At 71.5% G+C, this 21,133-nt stretch carries 17 protein-coding genes; 2 read left to right on the forward strand and 15 right to left on the reverse strand.

Annotated features, from left to right (window positions below):
• Positions 1-68 precede the first annotated feature (68 nt).
• The 7 genes from topA to IE264_RS05620 all read right to left on the reverse strand — a co-directional run bounded on the left by topA (position 69) and on the right by IE264_RS05620 (position 10,615).
• The gene (gene topA, locus IE264_RS05590) at positions 69-2,954 is read right to left on the reverse strand and encodes a type I DNA topoisomerase (protein WP_032758714.1); all 2,886 of its coding nucleotides are present in this window, start codon (positions 2,952-2,954) and stop codon (positions 69-71) included.
• 281 nt (positions 2,955-3,235) lie between these two features.
• Positions 3,236-3,433 carry a hypothetical protein gene (locus IE264_RS05595; RefSeq protein WP_032758760.1) on the reverse strand — a complete coding sequence of 66 codons (198 nt, stop codon included), beginning with the start codon at positions 3,431-3,433 and terminating at the stop codon, positions 3,236-3,238.
• A gap of 601 nt (positions 3,434-4,034) precedes the next feature.
• Positions 4,035-5,561, reverse strand: a complete 1,527-nt coding sequence (locus IE264_RS05600; RefSeq protein WP_032758715.1) for a DUF7059 domain-containing protein — start codon at positions 5,559-5,561, stop codon at positions 4,035-4,037.
• 163 nt (positions 5,562-5,724) lie between these two features.
• Positions 5,725-6,378, reverse strand: coding sequence for a hypothetical protein (locus tag IE264_RS05605; protein ID WP_032758716.1), 654 nt, complete (start codon positions 6,376-6,378; stop codon positions 5,725-5,727).
• A gap of 328 nt (positions 6,379-6,706) precedes the next feature.
• Positions 6,707-9,175 carry a sodium-translocating pyrophosphatase gene (locus IE264_RS05610; protein WP_015609430.1) on the reverse strand — a complete coding sequence of 823 codons (2,469 nt, stop codon included), beginning with the start codon at positions 9,173-9,175 and terminating at the stop codon, positions 6,707-6,709.
• 434 nt (positions 9,176-9,609) lie between these two features.
• Positions 9,610-10,053, reverse strand: a complete 444-nt coding sequence (locus IE264_RS05615; protein ID WP_015609431.1) for an ATP-binding protein — start codon at positions 10,051-10,053, stop codon at positions 9,610-9,612.
• A gap of 208 nt (positions 10,054-10,261) precedes the next feature.
• A complete protein-coding gene (locus tag IE264_RS05620; protein WP_003967428.1) occupies positions 10,262-10,615 on the reverse strand; it encodes an STAS domain-containing protein in 354 nt (117 codons plus the stop codon).
• 79 nt (positions 10,616-10,694) lie between these two features.
• Between IE264_RS05620 and sftH the strand changes: the two genes are divergently transcribed.
• Entirely contained in the window at positions 10,695-13,199 is a 2,505-nt protein-coding gene (gene sftH / locus IE264_RS05625) for a DEAD/DEAH box helicase (RefSeq protein ID WP_078657535.1), read from the forward strand.
• On the opposite strand, the gene IE264_RS05630 is transcribed toward sftH, so the two are convergent.
• The 7 genes from IE264_RS05630 to ssd form a co-directional block, all read right to left on the reverse strand.
• Positions 13,126-13,482: an Rv3654c family TadE-like protein gene (locus tag IE264_RS05630; RefSeq protein ID WP_078657536.1), complete on the reverse strand. Its 357-nt coding sequence runs from the start codon at positions 13,480-13,482 to the stop codon at positions 13,126-13,128. The two genes, sftH and IE264_RS05630, sit on opposite strands and share 74 nt — an antisense overlap.
• Positions 13,483-13,568: 86 nt before the next feature.
• Complete coding sequence (locus tag IE264_RS05635) at positions 13,569-13,997, reverse strand: TadE family type IV pilus minor pilin (RefSeq protein ID WP_229887412.1); 429 nt, start codon at positions 13,995-13,997, stop codon at positions 13,569-13,571.
• Positions 13,984-14,256, reverse strand: coding sequence for a DUF4244 domain-containing protein (locus IE264_RS37850; protein WP_229887450.1), 273 nt, complete (start codon positions 14,254-14,256; stop codon positions 13,984-13,986). The genes IE264_RS05635 and IE264_RS37850 overlap by 14 nt, the downstream gene beginning before the upstream one ends.
• Before the next feature lie 76 nt (positions 14,257-14,332).
• Positions 14,333-15,259 carry a type II secretion system F family protein gene (locus IE264_RS05645; RefSeq protein WP_032758720.1) on the reverse strand — a complete coding sequence of 309 codons (927 nt, stop codon included), beginning with the start codon at positions 15,257-15,259 and terminating at the stop codon, positions 14,333-14,335.
• A complete protein-coding gene (locus IE264_RS05650) occupies positions 15,256-16,095 on the reverse strand; it encodes a type II secretion system F family protein (RefSeq protein ID WP_229887414.1) in 840 nt (279 codons plus the stop codon). Before IE264_RS05650 ends, IE264_RS05645 begins: the two co-directional genes overlap by 4 nt.
• A gap of 80 nt (positions 16,096-16,175) precedes the next feature.
• Positions 16,176-17,324 carry a TadA family conjugal transfer-associated ATPase gene (locus IE264_RS05655; RefSeq protein WP_032758722.1) on the reverse strand — a complete coding sequence of 383 codons (1,149 nt, stop codon included), beginning with the start codon at positions 17,322-17,324 and terminating at the stop codon, positions 16,176-16,178.
• Positions 17,321-18,460 (reverse strand): septum site-determining protein Ssd, encoded by a 1,140-nt coding sequence (gene ssd / locus IE264_RS05660; protein ID WP_032758723.1) that lies wholly within the window; start codon positions 18,458-18,460, stop codon positions 17,321-17,323. The genes IE264_RS05655 and ssd overlap by 4 nt, the downstream gene beginning before the upstream one ends.
• 502 nt (positions 18,461-18,962) lie before the next feature.
• Between ssd and IE264_RS05665 the strand changes: the two genes are divergently transcribed.
• A complete protein-coding gene (locus IE264_RS05665; protein ID WP_032758724.1) occupies positions 18,963-19,808 on the forward strand; it encodes an HAD family hydrolase in 846 nt (281 codons plus the stop codon).
• 418 nt (positions 19,809-20,226) lie between these two features.
• On the opposite strand, the gene IE264_RS05670 is transcribed toward IE264_RS05665, so the two are convergent.
• The gene (locus IE264_RS05670; RefSeq protein WP_032758725.1) at positions 20,227-21,051 is read right to left on the reverse strand and encodes a Fic family protein; all 825 of its coding nucleotides are present in this window, start codon (positions 21,049-21,051) and stop codon (positions 20,227-20,229) included.
• Positions 21,052-21,133: the final 82 nt, after the last annotated feature.

Below are 21,133 nucleotides of genomic sequence, written 5' to 3' on the forward strand. Positions count from 1 at the left end.
TTTGACGTACTGCTGCCCGGCACCTGATCCAGGTGCCGGGCAGCAGTACGTCACAACAACAGAACCGGTCAGTCCTCCGAGGAAGCCGAAGCGGAGGCCGAAGCAGAAGCCGTCTTCTTCGCCGCGGTCTTCTTGGCGGCCGTGGTCTTGGTCGCCGTCGTCTTCTTCGCCGCGGTCTTCTTGGCGGCCGTGGTCTTGGTCGCCGTCGTCTTCTTCGCGGCCGTCTTCTTGGCCGTCGCCTTCTTCGCCGGGGCCTTCTTCGCCGTCTTCTTCTTGGCGGGTCCCTTGGCGCGCTTCTCGGCGAGCAGCTCGTAGCCGCGCTCCGGCGTGATGTCCTCGACGCTGTCGTCGGTCCGCAGCGTCGCGTTGGTCTCGCCGTCGGTGACGTACGCGCCGAAGCGGCCGTCCTTCACCACGACCGGCGCTCCGCTGACCGGGTCGGTGCCCAGCTCCTTCAGCGGCGGCTTGGCCGCGGCCCGGCCGCGCTGCTTGGGCTGGGCGTAGATCGCGAGGGCCTCTTCGAGGGTGATGTCGAAGAGCTGGTCCTCTGAGGTCAGCGACCGGGAGTCGGTGCCCTTCTTCAGATACGGGCCGTAGCGGCCGTTCTGCGCGGTGATCTCGACACCCTCGGCGTCCTCACCGACGACGCGCGGCAGCGACATCAGCTTGAGGGCGTCGGCCAGGGTGACCGTGTCCAGGGACATGGACTTGAAGAGCGAGGCGGTCCGCGGCTTCACCGCGTTCTTGCCGGTCTTCGGCGTCCCCTCGGGCAGCACCTCGGTGACGTACGGGCCGTAGCGCCCGTCCTTGGCGATGATCTGGTTGCCGGTGACCGGGTCGGCGCCCAGCTCGAAGTCGCCGCTGGGCTTGGCCAGCAGCTCCTCGGCGAGCTCGACGGTCAGCTCGTCGGGTGCCAGGTCCTCGGGCACGTCGGCGCGCTGGTGGCCCTCGGCGTCCTTCTCGCCCCGCTCGATGTACGGGCCGTAGCGGCCGACACGGAGCTTGATGTCGTTGCCGACGGGGAAGGAGGAGATCTCCCGGGCGTCGATCGCGCCGAGGTCGGTGACCAGTGCCTTCAGACCGCCGAGGTGGTCGCCGTCGCCGTTGCCCGCGTCGGAGGCCGTACCGGCGTCGGAGGTGTCGTCACCGGGCTGGGCGCCGAAGTAGAAGCGCTTGAGCCACGGCACGGACTGGGCCTCGCCCCGCGAGATGCGGTCGAGGTCGTCCTCCATGCGGGCGGTGAAGTCGTAGTCGACGAGCCGGCCGAAGTGCTTCTCCAGCAGGTTGACCACGGCGAAGGAGAGGAAGGACGGGACGAGCGCCGTGCCCTTCTTGAAGACGTATCCGCGGTCCAGGATGGTCCCGATGATCGACGCGTACGTCGACGGGCGGCCGATCTCGCGCTCTTCGAGCTCCTTGACCAGCGAGGCCTCGGTGTAGCGGGCCGGGGGCTTGGTGGCGTGCCCGTCGACCGTGACCTCTTCGGCGGACAGCGCGTCGCCCTCGGCGACCTGCGGCAGCCGCCGCTCGCGGTCGTCCAGCTCGGCGTTCGGGTCGTCGGCACCTTCGACGTACGCCTTCATGAAGCCGTGGAAGGTGATCGTCTTGCCGGAGGCGGAGAACTCGGCGTCCCGGCCGTCGCTCGCCCGGCCGCCGATCTTGACGGTGACGGAGTTGCCGGTCGCGTCCTTCATCTGGGAGGCGACGGTCCGCTTCCAGATCAGCTCGTAGAGCCGGAACTGGTCGCCGGTGAGGCCGGTCTCGGCGGGGGTGCGGAAGCGGTCGCCGGAGGGGCGGATCGCCTCGTGCGCCTCCTGCGCGTTCTTGACCTTCCCGGCGTACGTACGCGGCTTCTCGGGCAGGTAGTTCGCCCCGTACAACTGCGTGACCTGGGCCCGGGCCGCGGAGATCGCGGTGTCCGAGAGGGTCGTGGAGTCGGTACGCATATAGGTGATGAAGCCGTTCTCGTACAGCTTCTGCGCCACCTGCATGGTCGCCTTCGCCCCGAAGCCCAGCTTGCGGCTCGCCTCCTGCTGGAGGGTCGTCGTCCGGAAGGGGGCGTACGGGGAACGTCGGTACGGCTTCGACTCGACGGACCGGACCGCGAAGGACGTGTCGGCGAGCGCGGCGGCCAGGGCGCGGGCGTTCGCCTCGTCGAGGTGCAGGGTCTGGGCGGAGCCGGCCTTGAGCTGCCCGTCGGGGCCGAAGTCGCGGCCCTGGGCGATCCGGCGGCCGTCGACCGCGCTGAGGCGGGCGGTCAGGGTCGAGGGGTCGGAGGCGTCACCGGTGCGTCCGGTGGCGAACTTTCCGGTCAGGTCCCAGTACTCGGCGGAGCGGAAGGCGATGCGCTCGCGCTCCCGCTCGACGACGAGGCGGGTGGCGACGGACTGGACGCGGCCCGCCGAGAGCTTCGGCATGACCTTCTTCCACAGGACCGGCGAGACCTCGTAGCCGTAGAGGCGGTCGAGGATGCGGCGGGTCTCCTGGGCGTCGACCATGCGCTGGTTGAGCTCGCGCGGGTTGGCGACGGCGGCCCGGATCGCGTCCTTGGTGATCTCGTGGAAGACCATCCGGTGGACCGGGACCTTGGGCTTGAGCACTTCCTGCAGGTGCCACGCGATGGCTTCGCCCTCGCGGTCCTCATCGGTGGCGAGGAAGAGTTCGTCGGACTCGGCCAGCAGCTGCTTGAGCTTCCTGACCTGGGCCTTCTTGTCTGCGTTGACGACATAGATGGGCTGGAAGTCGTTCTCGACATCCACGCCGAGACGGCGCACCTCGCCGGTGTACTCGTCCGGCACCTCGGCGGCGCCGTTCGGCAGGTCGCGGATGTGCCCGACGCTCGCCTCGACGACATATCCGGGGCCGAGATAGCCCTTGATCGTCTTCGCCTTGGCAGGCGACTCGACGATGACGAGTCGGCGGCCGCCCTGTGCGGTCTCGCTGGTCGGGGACAACTTCGCTCTTCTCTCCGGTCGACACTCGATGGGCATCCGGGCAGCGTCAAGACGCTGCCCGCGGTGCTGTCGCTGCGGAGTGTGACGGTACAACCCGCCCCCGTGTCAAACGGCAAAAGCCCGCAACGGCCACTCGAACGGTAACCCGACTTCCGCCATTCCTGCCGCCCGGACCGACGGGTCCGGGCCGTGCGAAGCCCCGACCTACGGGTTTGCGGAGGTGGTCCCGGTGATCGCCCGGCACCCCCTCGACCCGGGCGCGGCCCCGGCGGGGGAGGGGATCAGACGAGGGTGAAGCACCACACGCCGAGGGCGAGGAAAACTACGCCGAAAAGTGTCGTGAGTGCGGTGGAGGCGACGGGGCTCACACCGTGCAGCACCGGCGCGCGGTGTACGGCGCGCGCCCCTGTCCAGATGAGGAGAGCGGCACCGAACAGCGCGAAGGCCGTGCCGGCGAAGACTGCTGCGACGCTCTCCATGTCGTACCCCTCGACCCTGTCGTACCGCTCGAGCACGTCGTACCGCTCGATCATGGGGGAGGCTGCCACCCCGGGGCGTCGCCGACACGAACCCCGGGTGAACACCACCCGCCCACCGGGAGTACCGGGGCCGTCACCTGCCGTCAGGCATCACAGACCCGGCGCGCAGGAGCAGGAGCATGCGTCACGGACCTGGCGCGCAGGAGCAGGAGCAGTACGGATCCGGCCACGCCGGGGGCGAGGAACAGGCGCCGGAGTCACAGCCCGGGCGCCCCTGCGCCGACCCGGACGCGGAGCTGCCGGTGACGGCCGCGAGGAACACCGCCCCGAGCCCCGGCAGAGCCCGACCGGAATCCGCAGGCCGGGCAGGAAGGAGGCAGCGGTGAGCGTGAAGGCGCTGATGAGAAGGGTGCCGAGGAGGCCGAGCAGCGCCCGGCCGGTCCGGAGCGGAGTCCGGCGACGGGGCCGAGGAGGCCGGCTCCCGGAGTGCCGTACCTGCGTTCGCCGGGGGCCACCACAGTCTCCTCCGCACTCTCCGATGTGCGCGCCCTCCAGGGCCGGTTCGCGGGTGACGGACCGTCCGGTCCGGGTCACACCGGCCTCACCCCCGGACCTGCCCGGCACCGGGCACCGGCTCCAGGAAGCCCTCCTCGACCAGCAGGCGGATCGCCTGCGGGGTGCGGTCGCGCAGGAGCACCGGGTCCTCGGACATCAGCTGGGCGATGGCGTCCAGGATCCGCCCGGCGGGCAGCGACCCGTCGCACACTCCGGCGAACCCGGCGGCCACCGCGTCGACCTTGGTCGCCCGCATCATCCCGCGGTGCTGGCGCAGCACCACATGCTCGGGGTCCTCCGCACCGGGCAGGCCCACCTGCTCCTGCACGACCTCGGCGGCGAGGGTGAAGTGCCCGGCGAGCAGGGCGGCGTCGTCCTGGTCGCGCAGATAGTCCTGACGGGCGAAGTGGTCCTCGACGGCCCGGCCCAGCGGCTGCTGCACGGCGTGGGGCCACTCCTCGACGACGATCGACGGGTTCCCCGCGGCCGCGGCGGCGGACCTGCGCAGGGTGATCCAGCCGAAGCCGACGGACGTGGTCCCGCGCGCCTCGAACTCGTCGAGCCACGCCTCGTACCGCTCGGCGTACGCCTCCGGGTCGCTGCGGTGGTCGCCGCTGTCGCGCAGCCACAGCTCGGCGTACTGCGTGACGTCCTGGACCTCGCGCTGCACGATCCAGGCGTCGCAGCCCGCGGGCACCCAGGAGCGCAGCCGGTCCTGCCACTCCTCGCCTTCCACGTGCTGCCAGTTGGCGAGGAACTGGGCATATCCCCCCTCGTTCAGATGGCCCCCCGCCTGCTGCACCAGGGTGCGGCACAGGTCGTCGCCGGCCATGCCGCCGTCCCGGTAGGTGAGGCGCGCGCCGGGCGAGATGACGAAGGGCGGGTTGGAGACGATCAGGTCGAAGGTGTCGGCGCCGACCGGCTCGAAGAGGGAGCCCTCACGGAGATCGGCGGGGGCGGCTCCGGACAGGGCGAGGGTGAGCCGGGTGAACTCCAGGGCGCGGGGGTTGAGGTCCGTCGCGGTGACGCGGGTGGCGTGCTGGGCGGCGTGCAGCGCCTGGATGCCGGAGCCCGTACCGAGGTCGAGGGCCGAGGTGACCGGCGTGCGGACGGTGATGGAGGCGAGGGTGGTGGAGGCCCCGCCGACCCCGAGGACGACACCCTCCTCGTGCGAGCCGATCCCGCCCGCCCCGCCGACCGCACAGCCGAGGTCGGAGACGATGAACCAGTCCTCGCCGTCCGGCCCGCCGTACGGCCGTACGTCGACGGTGGCGCGGACCAGGCCGTCCTCGACGCCCACCCAGCCGTCCTGGACGCACTCCTCCAGCGGCAGGGCCGCGCGGGCCTGCTCCTGGGGGACGGCCCGTTGGAGCAGGAACAGCCGCACCAGCGTGTCGAGCGGTGACACGCCCCGGGTGGCGCGCAGGGCGGGGACGGTCTCGCTGCGGGCGAGCGCGGCATAGGCGGACGCGCCGAGCCGGTCGAGGAGGCCGTCGGCGGTGAAGGCGGCGGCGAGCAGCGCCTCACGGAGGCCGGCGGTGTGGTCGGGTGCGGGAAGGCTGGTCTTACTCACCCGTCCATTGTGTCCGGTCCCACTGACAACTGCAGCGGCCCGGACACTCGGTGAGCGTCCGGGCCGCTGCCGCAGGGCCGATCTCCAGGTCTGCGGCTCTCCAGGTCTGCTGCTCTCCTGGGCTGATCGCCAGGTCTACTGCCGCTCTCCCGGAAGCCGCGGGTTACGCCTTCTTCTCCGCCGAAGCCGAAGCCGAAGCCGAGGCCGCGGGAGAAGCCGCTGCACCCGCGTCCGGCGCCTCGGAGCCCGAGGGGCTGGCGGGCCCGGTCGAAGCCGCCGGCTTCTGGCAGCCCTTCTGCTTCGACATCGCGGCGCCGATCTCGCCGGACTCCAGCTTCTTCAGCGCCTGGTCGCCGCTGGTGCTGATCTTGTTCAGCTCGTCGGCGATGCCCTTGAGGCCGTCGGCGAACTTCGCCTGGTCCTTGATCTCCAGGGCGTCGACCTTGGTCTTCAGATCCGCGTACGCCGTGGAGGCGGCGTTGAGTTCCTTCACGGCCTCCTTCTGCGTGGTCTCGCCGTCGTCGACCGGCGGCGGACCGGCCGAGTCCACGGCCACGCCCAGCGCCTTGTACGCCTGGGAGATCTGCTGGAAGGCGGCCGAGTCGGCCTTCTGGACATCGGCGGGCTTGCTGTTGTCAGCAGTCTGCTGCTGGATGGAGGCGTTGGCGTTGGTGATCTTCTGCAACTGGGGCTGGAACTGGTCGCAGACCTTCTTGGCCCAGTCGTCCACCTTGTTGTCGCTGTCGTCGCTGCAGCCCGACAGCGTCAGTACGAGTACCGCACCGCCGGACAGTGCGGCTGCAAGCTTCTTGTTCACCGGTTGGGTCCCTTCCAAGGCTCTCGGCCCCGGAACTTACACGCCAAGAGGGCTCCATCCGGGTGCCGAGCATCCGATGTGCACACTTTTGAAGCCATTTGCACCAAGGGAAATGAGGGAGATGCCACTCGGCCGGAGAATCCGACACACGTACGGCCGCTCACCGGAACGGCGGACCCAGGGCGTCCGGCCCCCAGGCACCCCGGGCGCCCGGCCCTCAGGCAGAGATACGGGCGGGAAGTACGCCAACACGTACCACCCGCCCGCACAGTGACCAGCCGTCACCCGGAATCGGTGGATCCCCTTCCGCCCGTACCCCTCATGCCCGTCATGGGGCCGCCGCGGGATCCGGTGACGGAAGCGACGGACCGCCGCCGCCCGGAGCACCGCTGTCGTCCTCACCCACGGTGATGCCGCGCCGCTTGGACACGTAGACCGCGCCGACGATGACCACGATGGCGAAGACGGCCACCAGCGCCCGTACCCAGGGGTTCGCGTCCGCCCCGTAACTGAACTGCACCACCGCCGGGGCGATGAGCAGCGCGACCAGGTTCATCACCTTGAGGAGCGGGTTGATCGCCGGGCCCGCCGTGTCCTTGAAGGGATCGCCGACCGTGTCACCGATCACGGTCGCAGCGTGTGCGTCGCTGCCCTTCCCGCCGTAGTGCCCGTCCTCGACAAGCTTCTTGGCGTTGTCCCAGGCGCCGCCGGAGTTGGCGAGGAAGACCGCCATCAGGGTGCCGGTGGCAATGGCACCCGCGAGGTACGAGCCGAGCGCGCCGACACCGAGGCTGAACCCGACCGCGATCGGCGCCAGGACCGCGAGCAGGCCGGGCGTGGCCAGCTCGCGCAGGGCGTCCTTGGTGCAGATGTCGACCACGCGGCCGTACTCCGGCTTCTCGGTGTAGTCCATGATCCCGGGGTGCTCGCGGAACTGCCGCCGGACCTCGTACACGACGGCCCCGGCGGACCGGGAGACCGCGTTGATGGCGAGCCCGGAGAAGAGGAAGACGACCGCCGCACCGAGGATCAGACCGACGAGGTTGTTGGGCTGCGAGATGTCCAGACTCAGCCCCAGCTCCCCCGCCCCGGCTCCCACATCGGCGACCGCCGTCGCGATGGCATCGCGGTAGGAGCCGAAGAGCGCGGCCGCCGCCAGAACGGCGGTGGCGATGGCGATGCCCTTGGTGATGGCCTTGGTCGTGTTGCCGACGGCGTCCAGGTCGGTGAGCACCTGGGCCCCGGCGCCGGTGACGTCACCGGACATCTCGGCGATGCCCTGGGCGTTGTCGGAGACCGGTCCGAAGGTGTCCATGGCGACGATGACCCCCACCGTGGTGAGCAGCCCGGTCCCGGCGAGCGCCACCGCGAAGAGCGCCAGCATGATCGACGTACCGCCCAGCAGGAACGCCCCGTAGACGCCCAGAGCGATCAGCAGGGCGGTGTAGACGGCCGATTCCAGGCCGATGGAGACGCCGGCGAGCACCACGGTCGCCGGGCCGGTCAGCGAGGACTTCCCGATGTCCTGGACGGGGCGGCGCTTCGTCTCGGTGAAGTAGCCGGTGAGCTGCTGGATCAGCGCGGCCAGGACGATGCCGATGGCCACCGCGACCAGGGCGAAGACCCGCGGGTCGCCGCCGTGCCCGGTGATCGCCTCGTCGGTGACCCCGTCCAGTCCGGCGTATGAGGACGGCAGATAGGCGTACGCGGCCACGGCCACCAGGACGAGCGAGACCACCGCGGAGATGAAGAAGCCCCGGTTGATCGCGGTCATCCCGCTGCGGTCGGCGCGCCGGGGGGCGACCGCGAAGATCCCGATCATGGCGGTGACGACACCGATCGCCGGGACCATCAGGGGGAAGGCCAGGCCGGAGTCGCCGAAGGCGGCCATGCCGAGGATGAGCGCGGCGACGAGCGTGACGGCGTACGACTCGAAGAGGTCGGCGGCCATGCCCGCGCAGTCACCGACGTTGTCGCCCACGTTGTCCGCGATGGTGGCGGCGTTGCGCGGGTCGTCCTCCGGGATTCCCTGTTCCACCTTGCCGACGAGGTCGGCGCCCACATCGGCGGCCTTGGTGAAGATCCCGCCGCCGACCCTCATGAACATGGCGATCAGCGCGGCACCGAGGCCGAACCCCTCCAGCACCTTGGGCGCGTCGGCCGCATAGACGAGAACCACACAGGAGGCGCCGAGCAGCCCAAGCCCCACCGTGATCATTCCGACCACACCACCGGTACGGAATGCGATTTTCATCGCGCGATGCGAGACGGTGGTGAGATCCTTTTCCGGTTCGCCCTCTCCCGGAGTCGCTTCACGCGCGGCGGCCGCCACCCGCACATTGCTCCGTACGGCGAGCCGCATACCGATGTAGCCGGTGGCCGCCGAGAAAAGCGCACCCACCAGGAAGAAGAGCGAACGCCCCGCGCGCTGCGACCAGTTGTCGGCCGGCAACAACAGCAACAGGAAGAACACGATCACGGCGAACACGCCGACCGTTCGCAGCTGCCGGGCCAGATAGGCGTTGGCGCCCTCCTGGACCGCCGCGGCGATCTCCTTCATACGCTCGGTGCCCTCGCCGGCCGCCAGTACCTGGCGTACCAGCAGGCGGGCGACGACGAGCGCGGCGACGGCGACGACCGCCACGACGATGACGATCAGCCGGTTGTCGTCGGTGAGTACCGCAGCCGCGAGGGAGCCGGGTCCGTCGGAAAGTGCGGATTCTCGAAGTGCGGATTCTTGCATCGGTGCAGCCACGGGGGCCGGTGCAGCCATTGGGGTGGTGAAGAACTCCGCCATACGTCCTCCTTGACGCTCAGCGCTCAAGACGTGGACGGATTGTAGGGAGCGGAACCGGATCAAAACAGTGGTCCGGAAGAGAATTGATCGCACTCCCCCCAACGCCGAAAGATCGACGGAGGGTTTTCCCCGAATGCAGTAATGGGGCAGCCGCATTACCCGGAAGAAATAACCCGGGACTGCGCAGGACTGCGCGGGACGACACCGGACGACACCGGGCAGCACAAGAAAGGCCCTGCTGAGCAGGGCCGGGAAAAGCGGCGCAGGCGGTCGCCCGCGCACGACGCCGTGCGAGCGGGGCCGGCACAGGCTCACACCCTACGGACGGCACTCCTCAGGGACGCACAGCCGGTAGGGCCGTCGGGCCTCAGGAACGCACACCGCAGCCAGGGCTGCGGGGAGTCAGGAGCGCACAGCGGCAAGGGCCGCCGGGCTCAGGAGCGCACAGCGGCAAGGGCCGTCGGCCAGCTCATACGGATGGTTCCGCCGTCCGCACCGGAACGGACTTCCACGTCGTCGACGAGACCGCTGATGACCGCGAGACCCATTTCGTCCTCGCCGTCGCCCTCAGTCTCGGGCTCGTCCGAGCCACCGCGCGCTCCGGGCGTGGCGGGGGCGCTCCCGGGCTCGGGAACGGCGTCACCGACCTCGATGGAGAACGCCTTCTCCTCCTCGGTCAGCACGACGCTGACCGGCGCGGTGATGCCGTGGCTGCGGTGCAGGCCCACGGCACGGCTGCATGCCTCGCCGACAGCGAGCCTGACCTCGTCGAGCACCGCCTCGTCGACGCCGGCCCGGCGTGCCACGGCGGCCGCCACCAGGCGGGCCGTCCTGACATGCTCAGGCTGGGCACTGAAGCGGAGTTCAACGGTGGCCATGCGATCCCCCTGGAACGTTCGGGCGTACGCCTCAGAGGCCCCGGACCTGAAGCCCGGCACCCCTGCTCTCCTTCTCCGGAAACCGACGAGATCGACAAAGCCGACAGCCGGCCCGAAGGCCGACCGCCTGCCCGTCGCGGCCCGGTTGCTGCCGCTGTCGGCCCGTTCACCGCCTGACGACCGGCCCGGGGGCCGGTCGAAGCCGACCTCAGTCGGTGGCGGCGACAGCCTCGTCGACCGTGGTGTGAATCGGGAACACCTTGGTCAGACCTGTGATCCGGAAGATCTTGAGAATGCGCTCCTGGTTGCAGACCAGGCGCAACGAGCCCTCATGGGCCCGGACACGCTTCAAGCCGCCCACGAGCACGCCGAGGCCGGTGGAGTCGAGGAAGTCGACGCCTTCCATGTCGACAACCAGGTGGTAGCTGCCGTCATTCACCAACTCGACCAACTGCTCGCGCAGCTTGGGCGCGGTATACACATCAATCTCGCCACCGACCTCGACGACCGTACGGTCGCCACCAGGCCCGGACACATTGCGAGTCGACAGGGACAGGTCCACGGATCCTCCAGCACCTTGCTATCGAGCGGTCGCCCCTCGGTCTCCCCGACGGAGGCCAGGGGACGGATCGCCAGCCGCGATGGCATTCAATCACTTACCAGCAGCCATGCACGACGCCTTGGGACCATTGTCCGTCACGCCAGTGACACACTCGGTGCCGATGGCCAAGAATCACCGTCCCGGACGACCACCCGAGAGTGGGGACACGCGCCCCACTCCCGCCATGATCCTCGACCGGCTCGCCACAGGGGCGGGCCGGGCCGCGCGCATCACTCATACGGAGCACTTGCCCCCTAGATCGGGAACCCATGCCATCTGGCCGGATCGCATCCGGCCAGAAGTGATCTCGGCGATCGAAAAAGCCGGAATCGACCATCCGTGGGCCCACCAGGCGACCGCCGCCGAGCACGCGCTGGACGGCGAGTCGGTCGTGATCGCCACCGGCACGGCGTCCGGCAAGTCGCTCGCCTACCTCGCCCCCGTCCTCAGCACCCTGCTGAACGGCTCCGAGGCTCCGAACGGCCGCGGGGCGACCGCGCTCTACCTGGCCCCCACCAAGGCCCTGGCCGCCGACCAGCGGCGCTCGGTGAAGGCCCTGGCGGCGCCCCTCGGCAACGCCGTCCGGCCCGCGGTCTACGACGGCGACACCCCGGTCGAGGAACGCGAATGGGTGCGCCAGTACGCGAACTACGTCCTGACCAACCCCGACATGCTGCACCGCGGGATCCTGCCGTCCCACCCCCGCTGGTCCTCCTTCCTGAGGGCACTGCGCTTCGTCGTGATCGACGAGTGCCACACCTACCGGGGCGTCTTCGGCTCCCATGTCGCCCAGGTACTGCGCCGCCTCCGTCGCCTCTGTGCCCGCTACGGGGCCGACCCCGTCTTCCTGCTCGCCTCCGCCACCGCGGCGGATCCCTCGGTCGCCGCCGGGCGCCTCACCGGCCTGCCGGTCAAGGAGGTGTCCGACGACGCCTCCCCGCGCGGCGAGCTGGTCTTCGCCCTCTGGGAGCCCCCGCTGACCGACCTGCACGGCGAGAAGGGCGCCCCCGTACGCCGTACCGCGACGGCCGAGACCGCCGACCTGCTCACCGACCTGACCGTCCAGGGCGTCCGCTCGGTCGCCTTCGTACGGTCCCGGCGCGGCGCCGAGCTGATCTCGGTCATCGCCAAGGAACGCCTCGCGGAGGTCGACCGCTCCCTGCCCAAGCGGGTCGCCGCCTACCGCGGCGGCTACCTCCCGGAGGAACGCCGCGCCCTGGAGCGGGCCCTGCACTCCGGCGAGCTCCTCGGACTGGCAGCCACCACCGCCCTCGAACTCGGCATCGACGTCTCCGGCCTCGACGCCGTCGTCATCTGCGGCTACCCGGGCACGCGGGCCTCCCTCTGGCAGCAGGCGGGCCGCGCCGGCCGGTCGGGGCAGGGCGCCCTGGCCGTCCTGGTCGCCCGTGACGACCCGCTGGACACCTACCTGGTGCACCACCCCGAGGCGCTGTTCCGTCAGCCCGTGGAGTCGACCGTGCTCGACCCGGACAACCCCTACGTCCTGGCCCCCCACCTGTGCGCCGCGGCCGCCGAGCTGCCCCTCACCGAGCCCGACATCGCGCTCTTCGGACCCGCCGTGCCCGAGCTGCTGCCCCAGCTGGAGGCCGCGAAGCTGCTGCGCAGGCGGGCATCGGGCTGGCACTGGACCCGCCGCGAACGGGCCGCCGACCTCACCGACATCAGGGGCGGGGGCGGACGTCCCGTCCAGATCGTCGAGGAGGGCACCGGCCGCCTGCTGGGCACGGTCGACGCGGCCGCCGCCCACACCTCCGTCCACGAGGGCGCCGTCCATCTCCACCAGGGCCGCACCCACCTGGTCCGGAAACTGGACCTGGAGGACTCCGTCGCCCTGGTCGAACAGGCCGACCCCCCGTACTCGACCGTCGCCCGCGACACCACGGCCATCGCCGTCCTGGAGACCGACACCGAGATCCCCTGGGGCCAGGGGCGGCTCTGCTACGGCTCCGTCGAGGTCACCAACCAGGTCGTCTCCTTCCTCCGCCGCAAACTGATCACCGGCGAGGTCCTCGGCGAGACCAAGCTCGACCTGCCTCCCCGCACCCTGCGCACCCGCGCCGTCTGGTGGACGGTCACCGAGGACCAGCTCGACGCCGCCCGGATCAATCCGGAGATCCTCGGCGGCGCCCTCCACGCGGCCGAACACGCCTCCATCGGCCTCCTCCCGCTCTTCGCCACCTGCGACCGCTGGGACATCGGCGGCGTCTCGATACCGCTGCACCCGGACACCCTGCTGCCGACGGTCTTCGTGTACGACGGCCACCCGGGCGGCGCCGGATTCGCCGAACGGGCCTTCCACACCGCCCATACGTGGCTGACGGCGACCCGCGAAGCCATCGCGTCCTGCGAGTGCGAGGCGGGCTGCCCCTCCTGCATCCAGTCCCCCAAATGCGGCAACGGCAACGAGCCCCTGCACAAACGCGGCGCCGTACGCCTCCTCACCGAACTCCTCAGGGCGGCACCCCCGGAGACACTGCAGGCACCGGAGGCGGAACAGGAAGCGGAGGGCCGGCCCGGGACCTGACCTCGGGTCCGTAGAGCCCGAAGCGCGAGCCGGCGGTCACATCGGCGATCTCCCCCTGGACCGCACAGCGGACGAGCACGGCGCCCTGCGCCGCCGCCACGCGCCGCGCCGCTTCGCACGCGGCCTCCGCCCCCTCCAACGCGCGATCGGCCGCTGCAAGGGCCGCGAGGTCCGCGGCACCGCCCGCCCGGTGGCGGGCGGCCACGGCCTGGCCCAGCGCGAGGACGAGGGCGAACACCCCGCACAGAGTGACCACCGTGACCGCCACCCACACCGTCGCCATCCCCCGATCGCGGTCCCCGCGCGGCTGCCGTCCAAGGCCCGGACCCAGGCGCGGGGAGCTCCTCCGGCCCCGGGCTTCGCCTCCCCTCACGGCCCGGCACCCCCCACCGTGCGCCCCACCGAGTCCTCCGCCAGGGCGGCCGCCTCGGCTCTCAGCGTCAGCGCCAGGGCCGCCGGGCCCGGGGTCGGCGCCTCCACCGTGACGCGCCACAACTCCCCGGCCCTCCCCACCGCGACCAGCGCCCCAGGAGGCGCGGCGTCGCGTGCGGCTGCCAGCACCGCCGCCTCCGGCTCCGAACGGGCCGCGGCCCGGGCCCCCGCCCGTGCCGCGTCCACACACCGGATCTGGGCCGAGGCCGCGACCAGCGCCCAGAGCAGCACCATGGCAAAGGCCACCAGCACCGGGATGACCACGGCCGCCTCCGCCGTCACCGCCCCCCGGTCCCGGAGCCGGAGCCGGTACGCGCCCCGGTCTCCGCACCCGCGGCCTCCGGCCCAGGCCTCAGAACTTCGCATCGAGCGCGCCCTCGATCATGGACTGCATCGCCGACATCACCGGCCCGCTGTTGACCACCTTGTAGAGCACGGCGGCGAAGGCACAGGCGGCGATGGTGCCCACCGCGTACTCGGAGGTGGTCATCCCCCGGTCGGCCGACCGGCCCAGCCGCCGCACCCACGTCGAACGCCGGGCGCGGCGGCAGACTGCACCAACTGCCAGCCCGGTTCGCGCGGTTCGTACGGTTCGTTCCTGAAACTTCCTATAATTCTTGTGCATTTCATCCCCCGATGGGCATCGATCGATATCGAGCAGGCGTCCGAGCCGAACGCCCATGTGTGACAGCCGGACGGGCCTAATCCGCCACCAGCAGTCCGCCGGCCAGGCCGATGATCACCGGCGCCACCCCGACCGCCAGGAAGGCGGGCAGGAAGCAGAGTCCGACCGGCGCGGTGATCAGGACCCCGGCCCGCTGGGCACGTGCCACGGCCGCACCGGCCCGTTCGGCACGCATCGCCTCGGCCAGCCTGGAGACCGGCTCCGCCGCCGGGGCCCCGGTCGACCCGGCCCGGTGCAGGCAGCGGGCCAGCGGACCGGCGCCCGGTATCTCCCCGAACCGTCCCCACGCCTCGGCGGGCTCTCCACCGAGGCGGATCTCGGCGGCGGCGCGGGCCAGCCGGTCGCCGACCGGCCCGCCGATGGACTCGCCCACCGCCTCCGCGGCCTCGCGTGGCCCGGCCCCGACGGCGACGCAGGCTGCCAGCAGATCGGCGGCCAGAGGAAGCTGCCCGGCGATCACGGCCCGCTCCTCCCTGCTCTCGCCCGGACCGGGCCGGGGCCGGGCCCGCTGCCACCGCCACGTCCCGTACGCCGCGGCCGAACCGACCGCACACCCCACCAAGCCGCCGATCAGAATCCATCCGGCCAGCCAGGCCCCCGCCGGACCACCCCACCGCATGACACCGACGCGATCGCCGATACCGATACCGATACCGATACCGGCACCGGCACCGGCACCGGCAGGGTTGACCGGCCGGCCCCCGCTGCCCGTCCGGACCACACTTCCCGTCCGGACCGCGCTGCCCATCCGGTCCCGTCCAGCAGCCGCCCAGGACCACCAGCCGACCCGCCCACCCTGGGCGACCTCCAACAGCAGTGCGCCCCGGCCGCGCACCACTCGTCCCCGGTGGCCCGCCGCAGCAGCAAAGGCCAGCTGCACCGCGGCGCCCAACACTGCCCCCAGCATCCCCAGGCTGTGGAGAACTCCACCCGTCGCGTTCATAGGGTCTCCGCTCCGCTCACGATCCGGCAGGCCCAGAAGAGTCCGGCCGCCTCCAGGAACCCCCCGACCGCCAGACAGAACAGCCCGCCCGGCGTGTGCAGCAGGACCCGCAGGGGATCAGCTCCGAGGGCGGCCCCCAGCCCGAGGCCCGCAACCGGCAACAACGCCAGGACCACGACGGTCGACCAGGCTCCCGCCAACTGGGCCCGCAACTCCTCACGTCTGCGCCGGTCGGCCCGTAACGCCGCCCCAAGGCGGTCCAGACCGGCCGCGAGACCGGCTCCGCCGTCCACCGCCACCCGCCAGCACGCGGCCATCCCGGACAGGCCCCCCAGCCCCGGCCCGTCCGCCGCCTGCCGCAACGCCGCGGGCACATCGCCCCCGAAGCGCGCGGCCGCCAGCACAGCGGACTCCGCATCCCCCAGCCACGCTCCACCACCCGGACCGCCCCCGGCCTGCGGCTCCCCGTCCGCCGCGCACTCCCGCAGGCCGGCCAACAGGGCCTGGCCCGGCTCCTGTCCCGCCCTCAGCTCACCGACCACGGCCCCGCACAGCACCGCCACCGTGTCCCCCGCCCGTTCCCGTTGCCGACGCCTGGTACGAGCGCGCACCCACCTCCGTACCAAGGGCACCGCCACAGCTCCGGCGATCAGCGGCAGCACCGACGCACCGAGCACGGCGAGCAGCACCGCCACCGGAACGCACCACCATTCGCGCCGCTCCACGACCAGCCGCCCGGCTCCGAGCAGAGGCGGCCACGATCGCCACGCCCGCCACGGCTCGGCCGGCCCGTCCACGAACAGGACCCGCGCCCGCCGGACCCCGGGGTCCCTCATCGCGGCCAGCCACACAGCCGCACCCGCGCAGAGGGCCGCCGCATGCACCGCGTAGTCCGCAGGTCCCCCCGTTCCCCCCGTCACAGCGCACCCCCGATCAGCGACTCCAGCCGCCGCCAGCCCCGCTCCGGGACGAACCCGTCGGCGCCCCAGCTCAGGGCCGGCACCGTGAACACCAGGCCGGCCGCGTCCCGTTCCAGCACATGCACGTCGGCGATCCGTCGTCGTCCGGCCCGGTCCCGTACGAGATGCACGACCACCGATAGCGCGGCCGCCAACTGACTGTGCAGTGCGGTCCTGTCCAGCCCTGCGGCGGTGCCCAGCGCCTCCAGCCGGGCTGGTACGTGCTCGGCGGCATTCGCATGGACGGTGCCGCATCCTCCTTCGTGACCGGTGTTCAGGGCAGCCAGCAGTTGCGCCACTTCAGCACCTCTGACCTCACCCACCACCAGCCGGTCGGGGCGCATCCGCAGCGCCTGGCGCACCAGATCGCGCAGGGTCACCAGGCCCGCGCCCTCCTGGTTGGCGGGGCGGGACTCCAGGCGAACCACATGGGGGTGGTCGGGGCGCAGTTCGGCGGAGTCCTCGGCGAGCACGATCCGTTCGTCCGCGCCGACGGCACCCAGCAGGCTGGCCAGGAGGGTCGTCTTGCCCGCCCCGGTGCCTCCGCTGATCAAGTAGGAGAGACGGGCCTCCACCATGGCGCGGAGAATCCGGTCGCCACCCGGCGGCACGGTCCCGGCCTCCACCAGCTCTGCCAGGGAGAACGCCCGCGGGCGCACCACCCGCAGGGAGAGACAGGTCGAGCCGACGGAGACCGGGGGCAGCACGGCATGCATCCGCGTCCCGTCCGGCAACCGCGCGTCCACCCACGGCCGGGCATCGTCCAGCCGCCTGCCGGCCACCGCGGCGAGCCGCTGGGCCAGTCGCCGTACCGCCGCCGCGTCCGGGAAGGTGATCCCCGTCAGCTGGAGCCCGCCGCCCCGGTCCACCCACACCCGGTCGGGGGCGGACACCAGCACATCGGTCACCTCGGGGTCCGCGAGCAACGGCTCCAGCACGCCCGTCCCGACGAGCTCACCGCGCAGCTCGGCCGCGACCCCGAGCACCTCCGCATCGCCCAGCAGCCGCCCCTGGGCCCGAAGTGCGGCCGCCACTCCGGCCGGTGTGGGCGCGCCGCCACTGCGCGCAAGCCGTTGGCGTACGGCATCCAGCAGCGCATCGGTCATGGTGCGCCTCCCCCGGCCGGAGCCGCGGCGGAACCGGGCTCCCCCGCCGCTGCCGCCACGTGCTCCCAGAACTCCGCGCAGAAGCGGGCCAACGGGCTGCGGGCACTGCCGCCGGGCGGCATTCCGCCGTCCTGTGCGGCCAGGAGACCGGATTCCAGGGGGAGTTCACCGACGAGGGGCAGGCCGATGGCCTGGGCGACCCAGCGCTCGTCCAGCCCTGCCGCATACGGTCCCCGGGCCACCACCCGCATGTCGTCCAGCACCATGCGAGCCGTGGACGCGACACGCTTGGCCGCCGCGACCGCCCTCAGCTCGCCCGGCACCACGAGCAGGCCGAGGTCGAGCTGGGCCAGGGCTTCCGCGATGCTTTCGTCCACGCGGCGCGGCAGATCCACGACCACCACCCCGCCGAGCCGGCGTGCGGCGGCCAGCACCGCCTGTACGGCCTGCGGCGCGATGGTCACCTCGTCGTCGCGGCCCCAGCTCAGCACCCGCAGTCCGTGGAGCGCGGGCAGGGAGTCCTCCAGGGCTCCGCCACCGAGGCGCCCCTTCGAGTGGGCGAAATCCGGCCACCGCATTCCCTCGGCCCGTTCCCCGCCGAGAAGTACGTCGATGCCCCCGCCCAGAGGGTCCGCGTCGATCAGCATCGTCCGCCTGCCGGACCTCGCCGCGCTGACGGCGAGTGCGCAGGCCAGCGTCGATGCGCCGGAGCCGCCCCGCCCGCCCATCACTCCGACGGTGAGCGCCGGCCTGCCGACGCCCTCGGCGGCGTTGGCGATCTGGTCGACCAGCCAGCCCTCCGAATCCGGCAGCCGCAGCACATATTCGGCCCCGATCTCGACCGCCCGCCGCCAGACGTCCGGGTCGTCCTGGTCCCGCCCGACCAGCATCACCCCCCGTCTGCGGGCGGCCCCGCGGCACCGAGCGGCCGCGTCGTCGCCCACCAGGACCATCGGGGCCTGCTCCCAGCCGCCCCGTCGCGCGGGCGGTCCGTGATGAACCTCCGGCTCCGCCCCGGCCGCCGCGCAGAGCCGCAGCAGATCATCGAGCAACTCCACGTCTTCCGTCACGATCAGCGGTCCGCCGCGTCGCCCTTCGGCGACCGTCAGCCCTTCTCGTGTGAGGGATCCAGCCACGATCTCCGCCCCTTCCCACTGCCCCAGCAGTGCGGTTCGCGGCGATCCCGGAGCGTTTCCGAGATGCGCGATTCCGGTACCCGCGGACTTCGCGGGAGGAATCAACGTGCAGCACCACGGAAAAACATGTGGATCTTGCTCGAAAACTGTGGACAACTTCGGCGTTGTGAATATCTCCGTCACCCGAACCAGCGACTTCCGGAGCGCAGTCTCGCTGCTACACACTGTGACGAGACGGAGTTCGCGCCGACGCCTCGCACGAGCGGGCCCACGGGGGCAGGAAGGGAGGGACGCGCTGAGCCCGGGAGGCAGAAAACCATCCGGACATGCGACGACCCCCGCCGGGGGGGAGAGCGGGGGTCGTCCCCACGGGCCGACTCGGGGGGGGAGGAGCCGGACCGGGGTTAGCACGGTCGCGAACGATCCGTGACTTCCATGGTGTACCCGAGGCCCTTCTCAGGCAAACCCACGCGCCGGATTTTACGCCGAATGGCGGGCCCCTATGCTCAGCGTTGTGGAAAACTGCTTCTCGCCGCGCACAGCAGCCTTCTTTGACCTGGACAAGACGGTCATTGCGAAGTCTTCGACGCTGACCTTCAGCAAGTCCTTCTACCAAGGCGGACTGATCAACCGCCGCGCCGTGCTGCGCACCGCGTACACACAGTTCGTGTTCATGGCCGGGGGCGCCGATCACGAGCAGATGGAGAAGATGCGTGCCTATCTCTCCACCCTCTGCAAGGGATGGAACGTCCAGCAGGTCAAGGAGATCGTCGCCGAGACCCTGCACGACCTGATCGACCCGATCATCTACGACGAGGCGGCCACCCTCATCGAGGAACACCACACCGCCGGCCGTGACGTGGTCATCGTCTCGACCTCCGGCGCGGAGGTCGTCGAACCGATCGGCGAACTGCTGGGTGCCGACCGTGTCGTCGCCACGCGCATGGTCGTCGGCGACGACGGCTGCTTCACGGGAGAGATCGAGTACTACGCCTACGGGCCGACCAAGGCCGAGGCCGTGAGGGCGCTCGCCGTTTCGGAGGGGTACGACCTTTCGCGCTGCTACGCCTACAGCGACTCGGCAACCGACGTACCGATGCTGGAAGCGGTCGGCCACCCGCACGCGGTCAACCCCGACCGCGCGCTGCGCCGCGAAGCGACCCTTCGCGAGTGGCCGATTCTCGTCTTCGATCGTCCGGTCCGGCTGAAACAGCGGCTGCCCGCCTTCTCGATGCCGCCGCGCCCGGCGCTCGTCGCCGCCGCCGCGGTCGGCGCCGCAGCCGTCACCGCCGGCCTCGTCTGGTACGCCAGCCGTCGGCGTACCGCCGGCGCGGCGATGCCCGGCTGACCCGACGCGCGACCGTCGACGGGGAGCATCCGACCGACGGAGCGCACTGCCCGATTCGCCCTTGATTGAACCTAAAAGTAAAGAAGTGGGGCCAGGGCTTTCCCTTACCCCGGTCCTGGAGTACAAAGGACTCAACGGCCCGCGAGACCAAGGACATCCGTGAGGATGACCTGTAACGCAGTGACGGCCCCACGGACCGAGCACGAAAGCCGAGCACCCACGCGACGTCGACCCGTCGATTACGGGCCAGCCGCACCAGGTGACGGGCAAAGCACCCGACCTGATGGGCAATTTACGAGGACGCTTGGTAACTGGGCGGACGTGCCAGCGGCGGTACCGCACTCCGGTACCGCCGCAACCCTTTCCCCGGGCCACAGTCGCCCGAGCGCCACCCCTTCCGTCACCTCCGGGCGGCCGCCTACGCCGCGCCGCGCTGCAGGGCCTCGCAGACCGCCGTCGATTCACGCACTCCCAGCTCGACCGAGCGTCCGCAGTGCGCGATCCACGCGGCCACGCCCTCCGGAGTCCCCGTCGTGTAGCCCTCGAACGCCGCGACATACGCCGCCCGCCCCTGCTCCGCATGGCCCACCTCGGCCGGACAGATGGACTTCGGGTCCAGTCCGCTGCCGATCAGCACGACGCGCTCGGCGGTGCGGGCCACCAGGCCGTTGTGGGAGCCGAAGGGGCGCAGCGCCAGCAGTTCGCCGTGCACCACCGCGGCCGTCACCAGGGCAGGGGCCGCGCTGCCCGCGATGATCAGCCGGGAGAGGCCTTCGAGCCGTCCGGCCACCTCGTCGGCGCCGGGGAGCGGCGCCTCGATCAGCGGTTCCTCGACGGGTTCACCTGCCAGTCGCGGGCGACCGACGGCGTCATCCGGTGCGGCCCCGCCCGCCGCCACCAGGTGCAGCCGCGCCAGCACCCGCAGAGGTGACTGCCGCCAGATGGAGAGCAGTTGCCCGGCCTCCGCGGTGAGACGCAGCGCGGCTCCGACCGTGCGCGCCTCGTCCTCACCGCTGAAGTCGGTGCGCCGGCGCACCTCCTCCAGGTTCCAGTCGGCACCGGCGAGCGCTGCCGACCCCCGGGAGCCCCGCAGCGCGGCTTCGGCCGTGACCTCGTTGCTGCGACGGCGCATGACGCGGTGACCGTAGACCCGGTCCACGGCCTTGCGTACGGAGTCCACGGCATCGGGCACTCCGGGCAGAGCACCGAGCGTGGCGAGCGGGTCTGAGGCAGTCGTACTCATAAGTAGCGAGGCTACGCGCCCCCTACACCCGGACCACCCCCAAGTGGCCATCTTCACGAACATCGACAGCGCAGCGCGATCG

It is taken from the genome of Streptomyces microflavus, assembly GCF_014650075.1.
Taxonomy (GTDB): domain Bacteria; phylum Actinomycetota; class Actinomycetes; order Streptomycetales; family Streptomycetaceae; genus Streptomyces; species Streptomyces microflavus.

Bases quoted from the DNA above. Each gene is read 5' to 3' on its own strand.
- IE264_RS05610 (WP_015609430.1), bottom strand. From the start codon at position 9,175: ATGGCGGAGTTCTTCACCACCCCAATGGCTGCACCGGCCCCCGTGGCT.
- IE264_RS37850 (WP_229887450.1), bottom strand. From the start codon at position 14,256: ATGCACAAGAATTATAGGAAGTTTCAGGAACGAACCGTACGAACCGCG.
- IE264_RS05650 (WP_229887414.1), bottom strand. From the start codon at position 16,095: ATGAGGGACCCCGGGGTCCGGCGGGCGCGGGTCCTGTTCGTGGACGGG.
- IE264_RS05630 (WP_078657536.1), bottom strand. From the start codon at position 13,482: ATGGCGACGGTGTGGGTGGCGGTCACGGTGGTCACTCTGTGCGGGGTG.
- sftH (WP_078657535.1), top strand. From the start codon at position 10,695: ATGGCATTCAATCACTTACCAGCAGCCATGCACGACGCCTTGGGACCA.
- IE264_RS05670 (WP_032758725.1), bottom strand. From the start codon at position 21,051: ATGAGTACGACTGCCTCAGACCCGCTCGCCACGCTCGGTGCTCTGCCC.
- IE264_RS05655 (WP_032758722.1), bottom strand. From the start codon at position 17,324: ATGACCGATGCGCTGCTGGATGCCGTACGCCAACGGCTTGCGCGCAGT.
- IE264_RS05635 (WP_229887412.1), bottom strand. From the start codon at position 13,997: ATGCGAAGTTCTGAGGCCTGGGCCGGAGGCCGCGGGTGCGGAGACCGG.
- IE264_RS05645 (WP_032758720.1), bottom strand. From the start codon at position 15,259: ATGAACGCGACGGGTGGAGTTCTCCACAGCCTGGGGATGCTGGGGGCA.
- IE264_RS05615 (WP_015609431.1), bottom strand. From the start codon at position 10,053: ATGGCCACCGTTGAACTCCGCTTCAGTGCCCAGCCTGAGCATGTCAGG.
- IE264_RS05665 (WP_032758724.1), top strand. From the start codon at position 18,963: ATGCTCAGCGTTGTGGAAAACTGCTTCTCGCCGCGCACAGCAGCCTTC.
- IE264_RS05595 (WP_032758760.1), bottom strand. From the start codon at position 3,433: ATGGAGAGCGTCGCAGCAGTCTTCGCCGGCACGGCCTTCGCGCTGTTC.